The 15732-nt window shown below is 51.4% G+C and carries 13 protein-coding genes; 1 reads left to right on the top strand and 12 read right to left on the bottom strand.

What is annotated here, in order from left to right; genetic code table 11:
- Positions 1-56: 56 nt before the first annotated feature.
- From ACSV5M_RS01345 to ACSV5M_RS01370, 6 genes are all read right to left on the bottom strand, one after another.
- On the bottom strand, positions 57-1049 hold the full coding sequence (locus ACSV5M_RS01345) for a family 43 glycosylhydrolase (RefSeq protein WP_439173622.1): 993 nt from the start codon (positions 1047-1049) through the stop codon (positions 57-59).
- Positions 1050-1195: 146 nt separating this feature from the next.
- The gene (locus ACSV5M_RS01350) at positions 1196-1777 is read right to left on the bottom strand and encodes an NAD(P)H-dependent oxidoreductase (protein ID WP_439173623.1); all 582 of its coding nucleotides are present in this window, start codon (positions 1775-1777) and stop codon (positions 1196-1198) included.
- A 229-nt stretch (positions 1778-2006) separates the two neighbouring features.
- Entirely contained in the window at positions 2007-2447 is a 441-nt protein-coding gene (cynS, locus tag ACSV5M_RS01355; RefSeq protein ID WP_439173625.1) for a cyanase, read from the bottom strand.
- 12 nt (positions 2448-2459) lie between these two features.
- Positions 2460-3362 (bottom strand): ABC transporter ATP-binding protein, encoded by a 903-nt coding sequence (locus ACSV5M_RS01360; RefSeq protein ID WP_439173627.1) that lies wholly within the window; start codon positions 3360-3362, stop codon positions 2460-2462.
- A gap of 3 nt (positions 3363-3365) precedes the next feature.
- The gene (ntrB, locus tag ACSV5M_RS01365; protein WP_439173629.1) at positions 3366-4193 is read right to left on the bottom strand and encodes a nitrate ABC transporter permease; all 828 of its coding nucleotides are present in this window, start codon (positions 4191-4193) and stop codon (positions 3366-3368) included.
- The gene (locus ACSV5M_RS01370; RefSeq protein ID WP_439173631.1) at positions 4194-5627 is read right to left on the bottom strand and encodes a CmpA/NrtA family ABC transporter substrate-binding protein; all 1434 of its coding nucleotides are present in this window, start codon (positions 5625-5627) and stop codon (positions 4194-4196) included.
- Positions 5628-6075: 448 nt separating this feature from the next.
- Between ACSV5M_RS01370 and ACSV5M_RS01375 the strand changes: the two genes are divergently transcribed.
- Complete coding sequence (locus ACSV5M_RS01375; protein WP_439173633.1) at positions 6076-7935, top strand: sigma 54-interacting transcriptional regulator; 1860 nt, start codon at positions 6076-6078, stop codon at positions 7933-7935.
- A gap of 5 nt (positions 7936-7940) precedes the next feature.
- On the opposite strand, the gene ACSV5M_RS01380 is transcribed toward ACSV5M_RS01375, so the two are convergent.
- From ACSV5M_RS01380 to dnaA, 6 genes are all read right to left on the bottom strand, one after another.
- A complete protein-coding gene (locus ACSV5M_RS01380; RefSeq protein ID WP_439173635.1) occupies positions 7941-8717 on the bottom strand; it encodes a nucleotide-binding protein in 777 nt (258 codons plus the stop codon).
- Between the two features lie 203 nt (positions 8718-8920).
- Positions 8921-9085, bottom strand: a complete 165-nt coding sequence (locus ACSV5M_RS01385) for a hypothetical protein (protein WP_439173637.1) — start codon at positions 9083-9085, stop codon at positions 8921-8923.
- Between the two features lie 81 nt (positions 9086-9166).
- The gene (gyrB, locus tag ACSV5M_RS01390) at positions 9167-11587 is read right to left on the bottom strand and encodes a DNA topoisomerase (ATP-hydrolyzing) subunit B (RefSeq protein WP_439173639.1); all 2421 of its coding nucleotides are present in this window, start codon (positions 11585-11587) and stop codon (positions 9167-9169) included.
- Between the two features lie 46 nt (positions 11588-11633).
- Complete coding sequence (gene recF / locus ACSV5M_RS01395; RefSeq protein ID WP_439173640.1) at positions 11634-12728, bottom strand: DNA replication/repair protein RecF; 1095 nt, start codon at positions 12726-12728, stop codon at positions 11634-11636.
- Between the two features lie 55 nt (positions 12729-12783).
- On the bottom strand, positions 12784-13887 hold the full coding sequence (gene dnaN / locus ACSV5M_RS01400; RefSeq protein WP_439173642.1) for a DNA polymerase III subunit beta: 1104 nt from the start codon (positions 13885-13887) through the stop codon (positions 12784-12786).
- Positions 13888-13994: 107 nt separating this feature from the next.
- The gene (gene dnaA / locus ACSV5M_RS01405) at positions 13995-15560 is read right to left on the bottom strand and encodes a chromosomal replication initiator protein DnaA (RefSeq protein ID WP_439173644.1); all 1566 of its coding nucleotides are present in this window, start codon (positions 15558-15560) and stop codon (positions 13995-13997) included.
- Positions 15561-15732 lie beyond the last annotated feature (172 nt).

Genomic DNA, 15732 nt, shown 5'->3' on the forward strand with positions numbered 1-15732 from the left:
AAAAATCTCATCAAGGTGTGAGATTTTTCGCGGGTACTTCCTCTGTTTTGTAATAGCTATTTCAATGCGCCAGCTTTCACTCTCTTCCGAAAATCACCTACCCCCTCATCCGTTCGCTCCACTTTTTGAATCGTGCCGTCTTCATTAAAATGAATATATTCCGCAGCGACATGACGTTGCTTTTTATCACAGGCAGAACCCGGGGTTTTCAGCCAGCGGTGGTAGAACAGAATCCAGTGGCCTTTGTATTCGACAATAGAGTGATGGTTATTTGCGTTGGCTTCTTCTTCCATAATCACGCCCTTATATTTCCACGGACCGGTGGGCGACTTTGCCATGTAATACGTGAGCACCCGATTATTTTCGGGCATGGTGAAGTAGTAGATACCGTTACGTTTGAATACCCAGGGACCTTCCATCTTGGGCTCGTAGCCGCCCATATCCATCTTGATGAAATCACCTTTCACGCTGAGTAAATCGTCAGCCATTTCGGCCACGTAGTAATCGTGGTTCATACCGTGAAAATAGAGATAGGCTTTGCCGTCGTCATCGATAAACAGGCTGGGATCATTGGCGTAAGGTTTTTTCCACAAGGGTTTGCCAATGGCGTCTTTGAAAGGGCCGGTGGGGGAGTCGCTGACGGCAATGCCGATGCCCATCCATTTGGTGCTTTTTTCCGGATTGACGCGATCTTTAAAGCCGGTGCCGGCGGGGAAGACCAAATAGTATTTGCCATTTTTATAAGCTGCGTCCGGCGCCCAGGCGAAGTCGTCGGCCCAGGTGAGGTCATCCACCGATAAACTGGGGCCGTGATCAGTCCAGTTCACCAGGTCAGAAGACGAAAAGGTGTGCCAGTCTTTCATGTGGAAATCTTGCTGGCATTCCTGATCATGGGAGGTGTACAGATACATCTTTCCATCGGCCCACACATGCGCGGACGGATCGGCGGTTTTGATATTGCTGCCGAAATCCAGCGGGTTTTGCGCGATGGCCATGGAAGAGCCAAACGTAAAGAGACATAGCACTGTGGTTAGGTTGATTTTATTCATGGTTATCGTTCCTGCCGTCAATGAACATCATTGACCTCTACCATGCCGAGGTTGCGCCAGGCATTCCGGGATCTGCGTCTCCGGTTATTGCGCCGGCGTAACCTTAACCTACCCTCAGGCGATTTCCTATGTTTTTTGAGTGGAGGTTATTCCGCATTTGCACCGAGTTTCTCCAATTTTTTCAGCCATTTTTCGGCGTCGCTTTTTTTCAGGTTACCTGCCATACCGATCAGGGTTTCATTCACCGGACTGAAGCCGACAAACCCGAGGATATTGCGCTCAAGCGATTTCACACTATGGGCACGGAAGTACCACCGGTACACCACCGCCGGCATGCCCATGGTCACCACCACCCGCGCGGAGCGGCCCGTGAGCCCTTTGTTGGCGAAGGGATTTCCATCGTCCTTATAAAAGGCATAACCAGGGCGCGCAACTTGTTCGAGGAACGCTTTTAACAGGGCCGGCATATCGCCCAACCAGAGCGGGAAAAACAGCACCACGTGCTTGGCCCATTTGATATCTTGCTGCGCCGGCAAAAGCGCTTCCGGTGTGGCGCTATACTCCCAGTCCTGCTGGCTGCGCAAAAATGGGAAATCCAGTTGTCCCACGTTGATTTCCCGGACTTCATGGCCAGCTCCCGTAGCGCCTCTTTTATAGGCCATCTCCAGGGCATGGCACAGGTGATGCCCGGCACCATCCGGGTGTCCTTGTATGAGTAAAATTCGCATAATCACATCCCCATTTTGGTTGCGTCAGCTACCAAAATAATCCTCTCTGCAATCCAGGAAGTTGATTTGAAACAAGCGCGAAGGGAATGGGAGAAACATTGGCAGGGGAAGCATTTTGAGTGGTTGATGCCGTCTATGATAAGTGAGAAAACCATAGCGACGGCAGGTGATGGTTGAATCCGAGCATGCGAAACCCCGGCGAGTCAGGGCGCATGCTCGGCCTGCTGGCTTACCAGGCTTTGTACGGCAGGAATTTTCCATTCAAATTGATGATCACCCTATCACCTTTCGGGTTTTCTTCCTTGCCGATCTCCATGGAGAAGTCGATGGCGCTCATGATGCCGTCACCGAATTTCTCGTGGATAATTTCCTTGATCGTCGGGCCGTACACACCAATCATTTCATACAAGCGATAGATCAGCGGATCTTGCGGAATCGCATCGCCCCAGGTTTTGGTCGGGCATTGCATCAGCGCGGCTTTGGCGCTTTCCGGCAGATCAAAGACCTTGCATAAGGCTTCGGCTTTTTCTGCGGGTGCGCTGTTCATACCAAGGCATACCGAGGTCGTCCACACAGGCGACATGCCGATACTGTCAGCAACACCTTCCCAGGTCAGGTTCATCTTTTGTTTCGCGAGGATAATAGCTTCTACAACGTCTTGCTTTTTCATGGCGTGGTGCTCCTAGGCATTAACGGCGTGCGCAGAAATCGCTTGTGTTTGCTGCGCATCCTGTTTTGGATTAACGGTTGTGGGGTTAATGTTGATGGGAAAATGTTGTACACCCGGTTCGGCCTTGATGGTCTTGGAGCGGTTCACCAAAAAATCCACCAGATAATTGCGGATCTGGTAGTAGCCGGGATGATGAATAATCTCCGCGCGTTTACGTGGTCGCGGTATATCGACCTGGACCGATTCTGCAATGACAGCGCCGGGGCCATTGCTCATTAATAAGATTCGATCAGCCAATAACATGGCTTCGTCAATATCATGCGTAATCATGAACACCGTTTGCTGGGTTTTATTACAGATATTGGTTAGCTCATCCTGAATAACACCACGCGTCAGTGCGTCCAGTGCGCCGAAGGGCTCATCAAGCAACAGTAACTTTGGTTGCGTTGCAAAAGCGCGTGCGATGGAAACCCGTTGCCGCATACCGCCGGAGAGTTGCGCCGGTTTGCGATTCTCGACACCTTGCAAACCCACCATCTCCAGATAGTCGCGGCTGTGTTGTTTTATTTTTTCTTTTGACCATTGCGGCCAGCGCGCACGCACACCGAAGATCACATTGTCCTGTGCACTTAACCAGGGCAGGAGCGAATAATTTTGAAACACAATGCCGCGCTCCAGGCTTGGCCCGCTGATTTCCTTGCCATCCATGATCACCACGCCATCGCTGGGTTTATCCAGACCGGACAGTGAATTCATGATGGTGGATTTGCCACAGCCGGAGTGACCGATGATGCAAACGAACTCACCTTTCTCAATAAAGAAGTTGGCGTTTTCAAACACCGTGAGCGAATCATTCGCGGTTTTGCCGCTGAAACGTTTGGCAAGATTTTGTACTTGTAGAAAATGTTTATTCATAAATTACTCGTCGTACTGCACCAGTTTCGTCGCGCCGGTAAGCAATAAATCCAGAATCATACCGACGATGCCGATCATCAGGATCGAGAAAATCACGCTGGTTAAATCCAGGTTGTTCCACTCATTCCACACGTAGTAACCAATGCCGGTTCCGCCCACGAGCATCTCCGCCGCCACAATGACTAACCAGGCAATACCGATGGAAATTCGCATACCAGTCAGGATGGTCGGTGCCGCTGCGGGAAGGATGACGGTAAACGCCGTACGCAAAGGTGACAGTTCATGGGTGCGCGCTACATTGATCCAGTCCTCGCGCACATTGGCGACGCCGAATGCGGTGTTGAGCAGCATCGGCCAGATCGAACAGATAAAAATCACAAAGATCGCGGAGGTTTCCGAATCCTTGATGATGAACAGTGCGAGCGGCATCCATGCCAGCGGCGATATCGGTCGCAGCACTTGAATGTACGGGTTTAACGCGCGATACATCAGCGGCGACATGCCGATTAAAAAACCAATTGGAATCGCCACTAACACCGCCAGAAAAAATCCACTCAGCACGCGATAGATGGAATATCCCAATTGAATCCCGATACCCTTATCATTCGGCCCGGCGTCGTAAAAGGGATTGCTCAACTCTTCCCACGCGCGCACCAGGATGGCTGAAGGCGGTGGTACCCGCGCTTCCTGTTCGGCGCCACCCATCAGCAATTCATATTCCGACACGGCTTCCGTTGCTGCCGGTGCTTGTGCGTTTAATTCCCAGATGCCCAATACCAGAATAAGAAAGCTGAGCGATACAACGAGCGCGCGCAAATTGATGCTGCTCATTTAACTTCTCCGAATGGCAAAACTGTCAACGTAGGCTTCGGGCTTGGTGTAATCAAATTCCTTGCCCATGATGAAATAGTTTTTGTTGGTCGAGGTCGGCACGGTGTAGCCCAGTTCTTTCATGACTTTTTCACAGTCCGTGGCCAGATAAACTTCCTGGGCAATTTTTTGATAATCCAGGTCACCTTTTACATAACCCCAACGCTTCATCTGGGTGAGAATCCACACCGCCATGGAATGCCAGGGGAAAGGATCGAAGTCGATACGATCAGGTACGTTTTTCACTTCACCCAAGCCGTCGGCATAACGCCCAAGCAATACTTGTTCGATCACAGGAACCGGTTGGTTAAGATAATTTGCCGGCGCAATCGCGGCAGAGATTTCCTTGCGGTTTTCGTGTTTGGCGGAGTAGTGCGTAGCTTCCACAATGGATTTCAACAAGGCGCCGTAGGTGTTGGGGTTGGTCAACGCAAATTCCTTACTACACGCAAACGCACAACAGGGATGGCCTTCCCAGATATCTTTGGTCAGCGTGTGGATAAAACCTACTTTTTCCCACACGGCGCGTTGATTAAACGGATCGGGCGAGAGATAGCCGTCAAGATTTCCCGCACGCAAATTGGCGACCATCTCGGGCGGCGGTACCACACGGATCTGGATATCTTTATCCGGATCGAGGCCATGCTCGGCGACGTAATAACGCAATAAAAAGTTGTGCATGGAGAACTCAAACGGCACACCGAATTTAAATCCCTTCCATTGCTTGGGGTCGCGTTTATCTTTGTGGTCCACGTGTAACACAATGGCCTGGCCATTAATGTTTTCCACCGCGGGCATGATGAAAGGTTTCGCGGTGGAACCCACACCCATACTCATCGCAATCGGCATGGGCGTCAGCATGTGCGACGCGTCGTACTCACCCGCCAGGGACTTATCCCGCGCAACCGCCCAACCCGCCGTCTTGATCACTTCAACATCCAAACCGTGCTTGGCATAAAAACCCATGGGATGCGCCATGATGATGGGCGTCGCGCAGGTAATGGGTACAAAGCCGACCTTAAGATTTTTCTTTTCCAGCGGGCCGCCCGCTTCTTTTGCAGCGGCTTTGATAGCTCCGAGCGGAATCACACTGGAGAGCGCAGCGGCCAAAGTCCCGCCGCCAATCGCCTGCAAGAAACGCCGGCGACCACCGTCATCCTGATTAAACACCGCGCGCACAATCGCGTTCTCCACCGCGCGATCCATATAATCTTCAACCGATTGCAGATCCGTTGTCTCGGCCGTGACAGGCCGGTTATGTGCTTCATATTGCTCAAGCGCTTGTGAGTAACTTTTCTGGTCAGTGGCAGCCTGGCAAGTGGAGCAGCTGCAGCCTTTGGTATGGATCAACGAGACCTTGCTGTCGTAAGGATTACCCAAACTCTTGTTACTCATAACGCCCCCTTTTAATGCGCACAGCACCAAGTTACGGCAGCCATCGCGCGGAATTATTTAAGAAGTTGTAGTTACTGTTTTACGGCTATGAGGGCTATTGCGAGCTTTATGCCAATCTTTTCCGTTCGCTCAACTCACTGATTTTCATCGTGTTTTTATTTGGCTTTGGATTTTGGTTCGTCACGATTTTTCGTGGTTAACGAAATGTCGTTGCACTTGGCACGATTTTTCGTTGTTGATCCTTAAGAGCCACAGGGAGACGAGAAAGCGCTTCGTTGGCGCTTGCGAGACCATCATCGGCATGGATGCCGATGATGAGCCTACAGGGATGTATTCACGGCGTGTCTCGCAAGCGCCAACGGAGCGCTGCCACCTCTCTCTTCTCAAAATTGGACTGTGGACGCATTGGGTAGAGGTTTCTGACCACCTTAACGTTGAATGAATAACTATGAACGACATCATGCTCGATCAAGCACCTGAAGCCATGGCGTTGATCAACCCCTGGCAGGACCGGTTTGTGTTTATCAACCAATTAACCTGTGATTTGTTAGGGTGGGATCGCGATGCATTAATGTCCCAGCCGGTCAGCCGGTGTTTTAAAAATTCGCTGCCGAGTTTGCACGTGTTCACGCAAGCGGTAATACACAAAGGCAGCAGTTTGATCGATGACATCACCATCACCACGGCCGATGGCCGCGAGATTGAATTGGAAATCAACGCGTCTGTCACCAGCGTTGAAAATCAACAGTTAATTTGCCTGTGCCTGCGCGACCGGGATTTTTATCAACAGTGGCGCATGCATGCGAACGCGCAACGCCATCACAAATTCGGGCTGTTGCAATGGCAACGCATCCACCAGGTTTTCCAGGATATTGAAAAAGAAAATCAGTTGATCCTGAGTGCGGCGGGTGAAGGTATTTACGGTGTTGATGCCGAGGGTCGGGCAACCTTTGTGAACCCCGCAGCAGAGCGAATTCTCGGTTGGAAGGCGGAGGAATTGATCAGTCGTAATATTCATGTGGCGATTCACCACAGTCACACCGACGGTTCGGATTATTGCGTACACGATTGCCCGATCTTTGCCGCCTTTAAAGATGGCACTGTGCGACGTGTGGACGACGAGGTTTTTTGGCATCGAGATGGCCGACCAATTCCGGTGGAGTACACCAGCACACCGATTATGGACAACGGGCACCTGGTCGGGGCGGTGGTGATCTTCCGCGATGTCTCGGATCGCAAACTGGCGGAAAGTAAATTGCGTAAGGCACTCGAAGAAGTTGAGCAGTTGAAGCATAAATTGGAATTGGAGAATGCGTACCTGCAGGAAGAAATCAGCGAGGGCTACAACCCCCATCATATTGTCGGGCGTAGCCCGGCGGTGCAACAGATTGCATATCAAATCCAGTTGGTCGCTCCCACAGTGGCAACGGTATTAATTACCGGCGAATCCGGCACGGGTAAGGAATTAATTGCGCGTGCGATCCACAGTGCCAGTGATCGCAACAGTCGCCCGTTAATTCGCGTAAATTGTGCGGCAATCCCGCAGGATTTATTTGAGAGTGAATTTTTTGGTCATGTTCGCGGTGCGTTTTCCGGTGCAGTCACGGATCGCCTGGGTCGTTTTGAGGTAGCGGATGGCGGCACCCTGTTTCTCGATGAGGTCGGCGAATTGCCTTTGGGTTTGCAGGGAAAATTATTACGTGTATTGCAGGACGGTGAATTCGAACGTGTCGGTGAGTCCGTTACCTGTTCAGTCGATGTGCGCGTTATCGCGGCGACGAATCGTAATCTCAAGCAACTCGCGAAAGAGGGAAAATTTCGTGAGGATTTATATTTCCGGTTAAATGTTTTTCCTATTCGCTCAGTTCCCTTGCGCGAGCGACTGGAAGATATTCCTTTGCTAACAGCGCACTTTTTGCAAAAGACCTGTCAGCGTTTTCATAAACCGGAATTAAAAGTCTCCATTGCCCAGATCCAGCGCCTGCAACAATACGATTGGCCGGGTAACATTCGCGAACTGGAAAATCTGATTGAACGGCAGGTGATTTTAAGTCGGGGCGATAAGCTCGTGCTTGATGATCTCGCCCTGACGCGCGAACCACCACAGGATGTGTTACCCCTCGTCGCTGAAACGATTACTGAACAGGATTACCGGGATCTACGTTACCAAGCCACGATAGATGCGCTGCGGCATACCAGGGGAAAACTTTACGGTGAAGATGGTGCGGCCCGGTTATTGGGTATCAAACCCACTACGCTGGCCTCGAGGATGAAAAAGATGGGGATTGATCGCCAGGCTTTTGCCTAGCAGTATCAGGAAGCATTGGTGATGGTGCTGGTGGGCGGATCTTCCTTCAACCATTCATGGGTAGAATTTTGCGCGTCCAGCCAGCGGATTAAAATCTCCCAGTCCTGTCTGTCGCGGGCGTGGCTTTGAAACGGATAATCCACGATGCCGCGCCCCTCACTGTAAGCACGCACATAATTCTGTGTATCGCGCAGAGTGGCCGGGAAGGGAATATTCAAACTCAATAAGAATTTTTGCAGGCGCTCCCAGGCATTGGTTTGCTGCTTCACGCGATTGGCTACCACCGCAATCGGCCGGCGTTTGCGGCGCATATTCTGGGTCAGCAGTAATTCGCCGATAAAGCGCGCACTGGCACGAATATCAATGTCCGAAGGTTGCACAGGTACCACGATCAGGTCGTGATCCTGTACCAGATCATCCAGGGCCGGGCCGGTCAAGCCTGGCGGCGCGTCGGTAATCAGCCACCGGGTCGGTTTGGGCGCTCGCCACTGGAAACTGCGCGTGGTGCGCGAGTTGGTTTCAATCTTGACGCTGTAAATGGAGGGCAGTACGGGATCGCGATGGGTAACCCAGTAATGTGAAGACGCCTGGGGGTCTGCGTCGACGAGCACCGTTCGCTCACCGCGATGAGCAAGCCAGGCAGCCAGGTTGGTGCTGACCGTTGTCTTTCCCGCGCCTCCTTTTCCGTTAATCACCAGAATACGGCAGGCATTCAGGACCTGAATGGACACCATGGGCTCAGCAGAGGATCTTTGTTTATTAGACTGTTCAGGTGTGTCCATAACCCTCTCACGTGGTTGAGCCTGGTCGACAAGCCGGTGATGCTGTTGGAATGATACGTTATCGTTTAGTAAAAAAATGTGTCACAACGATATATATCGATTCTCACCGGTTAATGCAAACGCAATCCATTGATTCCTGTTAATCGCCAAAAAGAAAAGCCAACCCTTTTACAGATTGGCTTTGCTTCGTGTGGGCTTATGCCTTAACTCTTCTCACCTTTGGGATTACGTCTGTCACCCTTACGACGATCGTTGGCAATTCCTTCCGGAAGACCCCGACTTTTCCTGCGTCGATCCGGCGTCTGACGCTCTTCCAGCGCCTCCACGATCTGGCCCAGGGTTACCGCCTTGAGTTTTTTTTCACTCATTGATATTGCCTCTTGCTACACATTACGGGTTGAACTGGCTGGATGGGAGCCGTGTAATGAGTATAGACCATAGCAGCAATTCTAGACGTCGAGGTTAGCAACTGCTAACGCATTGGACTCGATAAACTCACGGCGCGGTTCCACGTGATCACCCATTAGAGTGGTGAAAATTTGATCAGCAGCGATAGCATCCTGAATGCTGACACGCAACATACGCCGAGTCTCCGGGTTCATCGTCGTTTCCCACAGCTGCTCCGGATTCATCTCCCCCAACCCTTTATAACGTTGGATGTTGTAACCCTTGCGCGATTCCTTCATCAACCAATCAAGGGCTTCTGCAAAATTACTAACAGTTTGTTTACGCTCGCCCCGCTGGATGTAGGCACCCTCTTCCATCAGGCTCTCAAGGTTTTCACCCAAGGCAACAATCGATGCGTATTCCCCGGATTGGAAGAAGTCGTGATTGAAGGGGTAATGGTTGGAGATACCGTGGGCGATGATTTCGACCTGGGGCAGAAATAGATGGCGCTCACTGTCTTCACGCACGCTGATAATGTATTTCTGGCTGCCAGCACGCGTGTCCAGGCTAAAGCGCGCCAGCATCTGATCACACCATTGCTGCATATGGCCCTGATCTGCCAGGTGTTCTGCCCGCAGCGAAGGCAGGTAAATCATCTTCTCCAGGACTTCCGATGGGTATAGCCGGGAGAGACGGTCAATGGTCGCCATGACCTTGCGGTATTGGCCAACCAGTTTCTCCAGCGCTTCCCCGCTGATGCCGGGCGCGTCAGCATTCACGTGCAGGCTGGCACCTTCAAGAGCTGCCTGGGTCAGGAACTCCGTCATTGCCGCCTCATCTTTGAGATATTGTTCCTGCTTGCCTTTGCTGATTTTGTACAGCGGCGGCTGGGCGATATAGATATGGCCGCGCTCAATCAGTTCACGCATCTGGCGGAAAAAGAAGGTCAGCAACAACGTGCGAATGTGGGAGCCGTCGACATCGGCGTCCGTCATGATGATGATGCTGTGGTAGCGCAGCTTCTCGGGATTGTAATCGTCTTTACCAATCCCGCAACCCAAAGCGGTAATCAGGGTGCCGACTTCGGCGCTGGAGAGCATCTTGTCAAAGCGTGCCTTTTCCACGTTAAGGATCTTGCCCTTCAGCGGCAGGATTGCCTGGGTTTTGCGGGCACGGCCTTGCTTGGCGGAACCGCCCGCCGAATCACCTTCCACCAGGTAAACTTCGGACAACGCCGGATCTTTCTCCTGACAATCTGCCAGCTTGCCGGGCAGGCCGGCGATATCCAGCGCGCCTTTGCGGCGGGTCATGTCGCGCGCTTTGCGCGCTGCTTCCCGGGCACGGGCGGCTTCGATCATCTTGTTCACGATCGCGCGGGCTTCCGAGGGGTTTTCCAGCAAGTAGTCACTGAAAATCTGGTTCATCTCCTGCTCCACAGCAGTTTTTACTTCGGATGAAACCAGCTTGTCTTTGGTCTGGGATGAGAATTTCGGATCAGGCACTTTAACCGAGATAATCGCGGTTAAACCTTCACGGGCGTCGTCCCCGGTCGTCGCTACCTTGGCATTCTTGGCCAAGCCTTCTTTCTCAATATAGTTGTTCAGGCTGCGGGTCAACGCAGCGCGGAAACCGGCCAGGTGCGTACCACCGTCCCGCTGTGGAATATTGTTGGTATAGCAGTAGAGGTTTTCCTGGAACGAATCATTCCATTGCAGGGCGATCTCGACACCGATACCGTCTTCCCGTTGCGCCGCTAGGATATGGATAACCTTGTTCATGGAGCTCTTGTTTTGATTCAGGTATTCCACGAACGCCTTAAGTCCACCTTCGTACTGGAAGGTGTCTTCTTTGCCTGAGCGCTCGTCTTTCAGATGGATGCAGACACCGGAGTTAAGAAAGGACAGTTCACGCAGACGCTTGGCCAGCAGATCGTAGTGGAATTCAATATTGGTGAAGGTTTCCGGCGAGGGCTTGAAGTGAATCTCTGTGCCGGTCGTGGTGGTATCGCCTACCACGGTTAGGGGTGCCTGAGGAACGCCATGGCGATAAACCTGCTCGTGAATCTTGCCTTTGCGGCGGATTGTCAGTTTAAGTTCTTCTGACAGGGCATTGACCACGGAAACCCCTACGCCGTGCAAACCACCGGATACCTTGTAGGTATTGTCATCGAACTTACCACCGGCGTGGAGCACTGTCATGATCACTTCCGCTGCTGACACACCTTCTTCGTGCATATCAGTGGGAATGCCCCGGCCATTGTCAGCGACGGACACTGTTTCGTCGGGGTGGATAACAACTTTGATTTCAGTACAGTAACCGGCGAGCGCCTCGTCGATGGAGTTATCGACGACTTCGAAGACCATGTGGTGCAGGCCCGAACCATCATCGGTATCACCAATGTACATCCCTGGGCGCTTACGCACCGCATCCAGTCCTTTAAGGACTTTAATACTGGACGAGTCGTAAGTCTTCTCATCTGACATAGATTTATTCTCCGCTTGCTACGTAATCTGTCGCGTTTATCGTAAATTAGACAATCGCTTGAACATTCCCCTGTTCCACGTGGAACAGTTTTATCTCTGTGGCTGGCAACTCTTGCCAAGCATCCAATAAAGCTTGCTTCTCTACACCGGTAACAAATGTCTGGGTTTCCATAGCATCCAACCACCTCACCAGGAGACTACGGTGATGCTCATCAAGCTCCGCCGGTAGATCATCAATGAGGTAGATGCAGCGCCGGCCGGTTATCTTACTGAACAGGTAACCTTGGGCAATCTTGAGGGCACAAACCAGGAGTTTCTGCTGCCCTCGGGAAAGCACTTCAGCAGCCGGATACCCATTAATCGTTATACGAAGATCCGCCCGATGACTGCCTACCTGCGTAAATCCCTGGCGCTTATCCCGCTCAACGCTATCGGCGAGGATCGCTGCATAGTCTTTTTCTTCGTCCCACCCGCAGTAGTAGGTCAGGCTCACGCCTTCTATCGCGATAAATTCTTGTACCAACAAGTAAAAGGTCTCGCAAAACTGGCGCATGCATTCCTGCCGAAATACATGAATTTGGTGGCTGTACTGCGCTAACTCTTTATCCCAGGTGGCCAATTCAAAGCGGTCCATTCTATCACGGCGGAGCAAGCTATTGCGGTGTTTGAGACACCGCTGCGCATCTTTCCAAACCTGGAAAAAACCTGGTTCCACGTGAAACACCAACCAGTCCATAAACTGTCGTCGAATCTTCGGGCTACCTTCCAATAACAAAAACGTATCTGAATTGATCACCTGGAGCGGAAGATAAGAAGCCAGCATGGCTGCGGATGAAACTAACATGCCGTTAGCCTTGAATACGGCCTCGCCATTTGCCTGGCGATTTACCCCCACCGGCACCTCGACTCCTTCAGCGTTTACTTTGCCAAAGACAGTGAATGATGTCTGGTGATGGTTAATTAAGGGCTTATGCTTATGACTACGAAAAGAACGGCCAACACCCAGGACATTAATCGCTTCCAAGATACTGGTTTTACCGGAGCCGTTTTCCCCGTAGATAAGGTTTACTTGCGCTGAGGGGGTAATATCAACAGCGCCCAAATTGCGCAGATGTTGGATAAAGAGACGCTTCAAGGTCATAAGAAGGTCTCTTTAGTAAGAAGAGGAAAGAGATAGTAAACAGATACCGAGCGTCCTAGAGACGCATCGGCATAACCACATACAGAGAATCACTGTTGTCAGGCTCTTCAATCAAGGCGCTGCTGTTGGCGTCGGAGAGGGTGATCTCGATATTTTCATGGCTGATCACGTTTGCCACATCCTGCAGGTAACTTACATTGAAGCCTACTTCCAGGGAATCTCCGGAATAATCCACGGTAACCTGCTCTTCCGCCTCTTCCTGCTCCGGGTTGTTGGCGACGATAGTGAGCATACCGTCGCTCAGCAACAAACGCACACCGCGGTATTTCTCGTTGGACAAAATCGCCGTGCGACCGAAAGCCTGTTTTAACTCAAGACGGGAGCCAATAACCACCTTATTCCCGCCCCGAGGCAAGACCCGTTCGTATTCCGGAAACTTGCCGTCAACGAGTTTAGAGGTAAAGGTATATTCCGCAGAGGTCACGCGAATGTGATTGGCGCTGAGGGTGATCTCTACCTGAGCAGTAGAATCATCGAGCAGGCGGGATAATTCCAGTACGCCTTTGCGCGGCAAAATGGCCTGAATAATCTCGCCGGTATTTACCGCCACAGCACGAGTACACATCGCCATCCGATGTCCATCAGTGGCCACTACGCGCAACTGATCCTGGCGAACTTCCCACAACATACCATTAAGGTAATAACGCACATCCTGTTGTGCCATGGCAAAAGCGGTTCGCTCAATAAGGCGTTTGATCTCCTGCTGGGCACAACTGAATTGCAGGTTGCCCGGACTATCCTCCACATTCGGGAAATCGCTGGCAGCGAGGGTCGATAAGGTAAACCGGCTGCGGCCGCTCTTAACAATAATCCGCTGCTCTTCCTGAAAAAACTCGATATTGGATCCATCTGGCAGGGATCTGCAGATATCTACCAACTTACGCGCTGGAACAGTGATTTCGCCACTCTCTCCCGCCTGTTCCAGCTGTACCCGACCGACAATCTCAACCTCAAGGTCAGTACCGGTTAAGGACAGTTTATCACCATTCAGGACCAGCAACACATTGGATAACACCGGCAGGGTCTGCCGGCGTTCCACAACACCGGCAACCAGTTGTAGGGGTTTAAGCAAAGCCTCACGGGAAACGACAAATTTCATGTGTTGGTCTCTTTAAATGTCCTGATAAAAGGGCTTCAACAGAAGGTAAAGGTTGGTGCGATACCCTGCACGGCTTGCGCATCATAAACCGAATCGGTGGGTCTGGATCAAGTTGTCAGAGAACGCAGTAAATTTTTCATATCTTCACGGATATCCGCGCTTTCTTCCTGCAATTCTTTGATCTTGCGACACGCGTGCAATACCGTCGTATGATCCCGTCCGCCAAAGGCCTCACCAATCTCAGGCAAACTGTGATTGGTCAGCTCTTTCGCAAGCGCCATGGCGACCTGCCGGGGCCGTGCCACTGAACGGCTGCGGCGCTTGGAGAGCAAGTCATTTATCTTGATCTTGTAATACTCGCCCACTACTCGCTGGATATTATCGATACCCACCTGTTTGTCCTGCAGCGCCAAAAGATCTTTCAAGGCTTCGCGCACCAGATCCACATCAATCGGCCGGCCGGTAAAGTTAGCGCTGGCGATAACCCGTTTTAAGGCGCCTTCAAGATCGCGAACATTGGCGCGAATACGCTGGGCGATAAAGAAAGCGGACTCATGGGGCAAGTCTATACCGACCTGTTCAGCCTTCTTCATTAATATAGCTACACGTGTTTCCAGTTCCGGCGGCTCAATCGCTACCGTCAGGCCCCAGCCAAAACGGGACTTCAAGCGTTCTTCAAGGCCATTGATTTCCTTCGGATAACGATCACACGTCAGGATAATCTGCCGGCCCCCCTCAAGGAGGGAGTTAAAGGTATGAAAGAACTCCTCCTGTGAGCGTTCTTTACCGGCGAAGAACTGGATATCGTCAATCAGCAAGGCATCCATGGAACGGTAGTAACGCTTGAAATCATTGATCGCATTTAACTGCAGGGCTTTCACCATATCGGCTACAAAGCGCTCAGAATGCAGGTACACCACCTTGGCGTTAGGATTGCGCGCCACCATGGCATTACCCACCGCTTGCATCAGGTGCGTTTTCCCCAGGCCCACACCACCGTAAATAAAGAGCGGGTTATAGGCACCGCCTGGATTCTCGGCTACTTGCCGCGCCGCAGCCAGACCCAACTGGTTAGATTTACCTTCAACAAAGGTCGCAAAGGTGGAGGACACATTTAAATAATTGCTGTGCTTAAGTGCACCCTCAACTTCCGCTTCCTGGGTATTGCGTGAGCTCGACTCAAAATTGTTTTCTGCCGAGGCAACTTCCCTGATCGGCGCCCCTGTCGATGTAGTTACCGATGCCGGCAATGGGTTTGCTGCAAGTGCAGACGCACCATCAATAGATGAAAAAGAAGAAGATACAGCGGATTCCGCTGGTGAATGTCTGCCCTGTTGAACCCCGAAGGACTGCGCCAGGGGCTGGACAGGCACTGGTTCCGCAGCAGGCACTGGAGCGCGATTGTATTGAAAAGCTGCCTGGGGTTTGGGAAGAATACCGATTACTACGGTAAAACTGCTTCCCTGTTGATAACTGCCGACTAACTCGCGAATTCGATTCAGAAATTTTTCTGAAACCCAATCACAGATAAATCGGTTGGGTGCTAACAAACGCAACTCATTTGGTCCGGCCGACTCGTCGATTTGCAAAGGTCGAATCCAGGTGTTGAACTGCTGTTGAGGCAATTCACCCTGCAAACTCGAAGCACATAATTTCCAAAGTGACTGCGGCAAAACCCCTACTCCAGACCGAAAGTTATTATTTCAAAATGAGCCGGCTAGTGTACTCTTCCACCTACTTGTTATCCACAGTTGACACAAAAAAATAATGTCATAAGAAATTTATTACTCATTTAAATTCAATAAGTTAACAATCGCTTACCAGGGAAAATATACACAGACATGG

This window comes from Cellvibrio sp. ARAG 10.3, from assembly GCF_051846955.1.
Classification (GTDB): Bacteria; Pseudomonadota; Gammaproteobacteria; order Pseudomonadales; family Cellvibrionaceae; genus Cellvibrio.

Bases quoted from the DNA above. Each gene is read 5' to 3' on its own strand.
- ACSV5M_RS01345 (WP_439173622.1), bottom strand. From the start codon at position 1,049: ATGAATAAAATCAACCTAACCACAGTGCTATGTCTCTTTACGTTTGGC.
- ACSV5M_RS01350 (WP_439173623.1), bottom strand. From the start codon at position 1,777: ATGCGAATTTTACTCATACAAGGACACCCGGATGGTGCCGGGCATCAC.
- cynS (WP_439173625.1), bottom strand. From the start codon at position 2,447: ATGAAAAAGCAAGACGTTGTAGAAGCTATTATCCTCGCGAAACAAAAG.
- ACSV5M_RS01360 (WP_439173627.1), bottom strand. From the start codon at position 3,362: ATGAATAAACATTTTCTACAAGTACAAAATCTTGCCAAACGTTTCAGC.
- ntrB (WP_439173629.1), bottom strand. From the start codon at position 4,193: ATGAGCAGCATCAATTTGCGCGCGCTCGTTGTATCGCTCAGCTTTCTT.
- ACSV5M_RS01370 (WP_439173631.1), bottom strand. From the start codon at position 5,627: ATGAGTAACAAGAGTTTGGGTAATCCTTACGACAGCAAGGTCTCGTTG.
- ACSV5M_RS01375 (WP_439173633.1), top strand. From the start codon at position 6,076: ATGAACGACATCATGCTCGATCAAGCACCTGAAGCCATGGCGTTGATC.
- ACSV5M_RS01380 (WP_439173635.1), bottom strand. From the start codon at position 8,717: ATGGACACACCTGAACAGTCTAATAAACAAAGATCCTCTGCTGAGCCC.
- ACSV5M_RS01385 (WP_439173637.1), bottom strand. From the start codon at position 9,085: ATGAGTGAAAAAAAACTCAAGGCGGTAACCCTGGGCCAGATCGTGGAG.
- gyrB (WP_439173639.1), bottom strand. From the start codon at position 11,587: ATGTCAGATGAGAAGACTTACGACTCGTCCAGTATTAAAGTCCTTAAA.
- recF (WP_439173640.1), bottom strand. From the start codon at position 12,728: ATGACCTTGAAGCGTCTCTTTATCCAACATCTGCGCAATTTGGGCGCT.
- dnaN (WP_439173642.1), bottom strand. From the start codon at position 13,887: ATGAAATTTGTCGTTTCCCGTGAGGCTTTGCTTAAACCCCTACAACTG.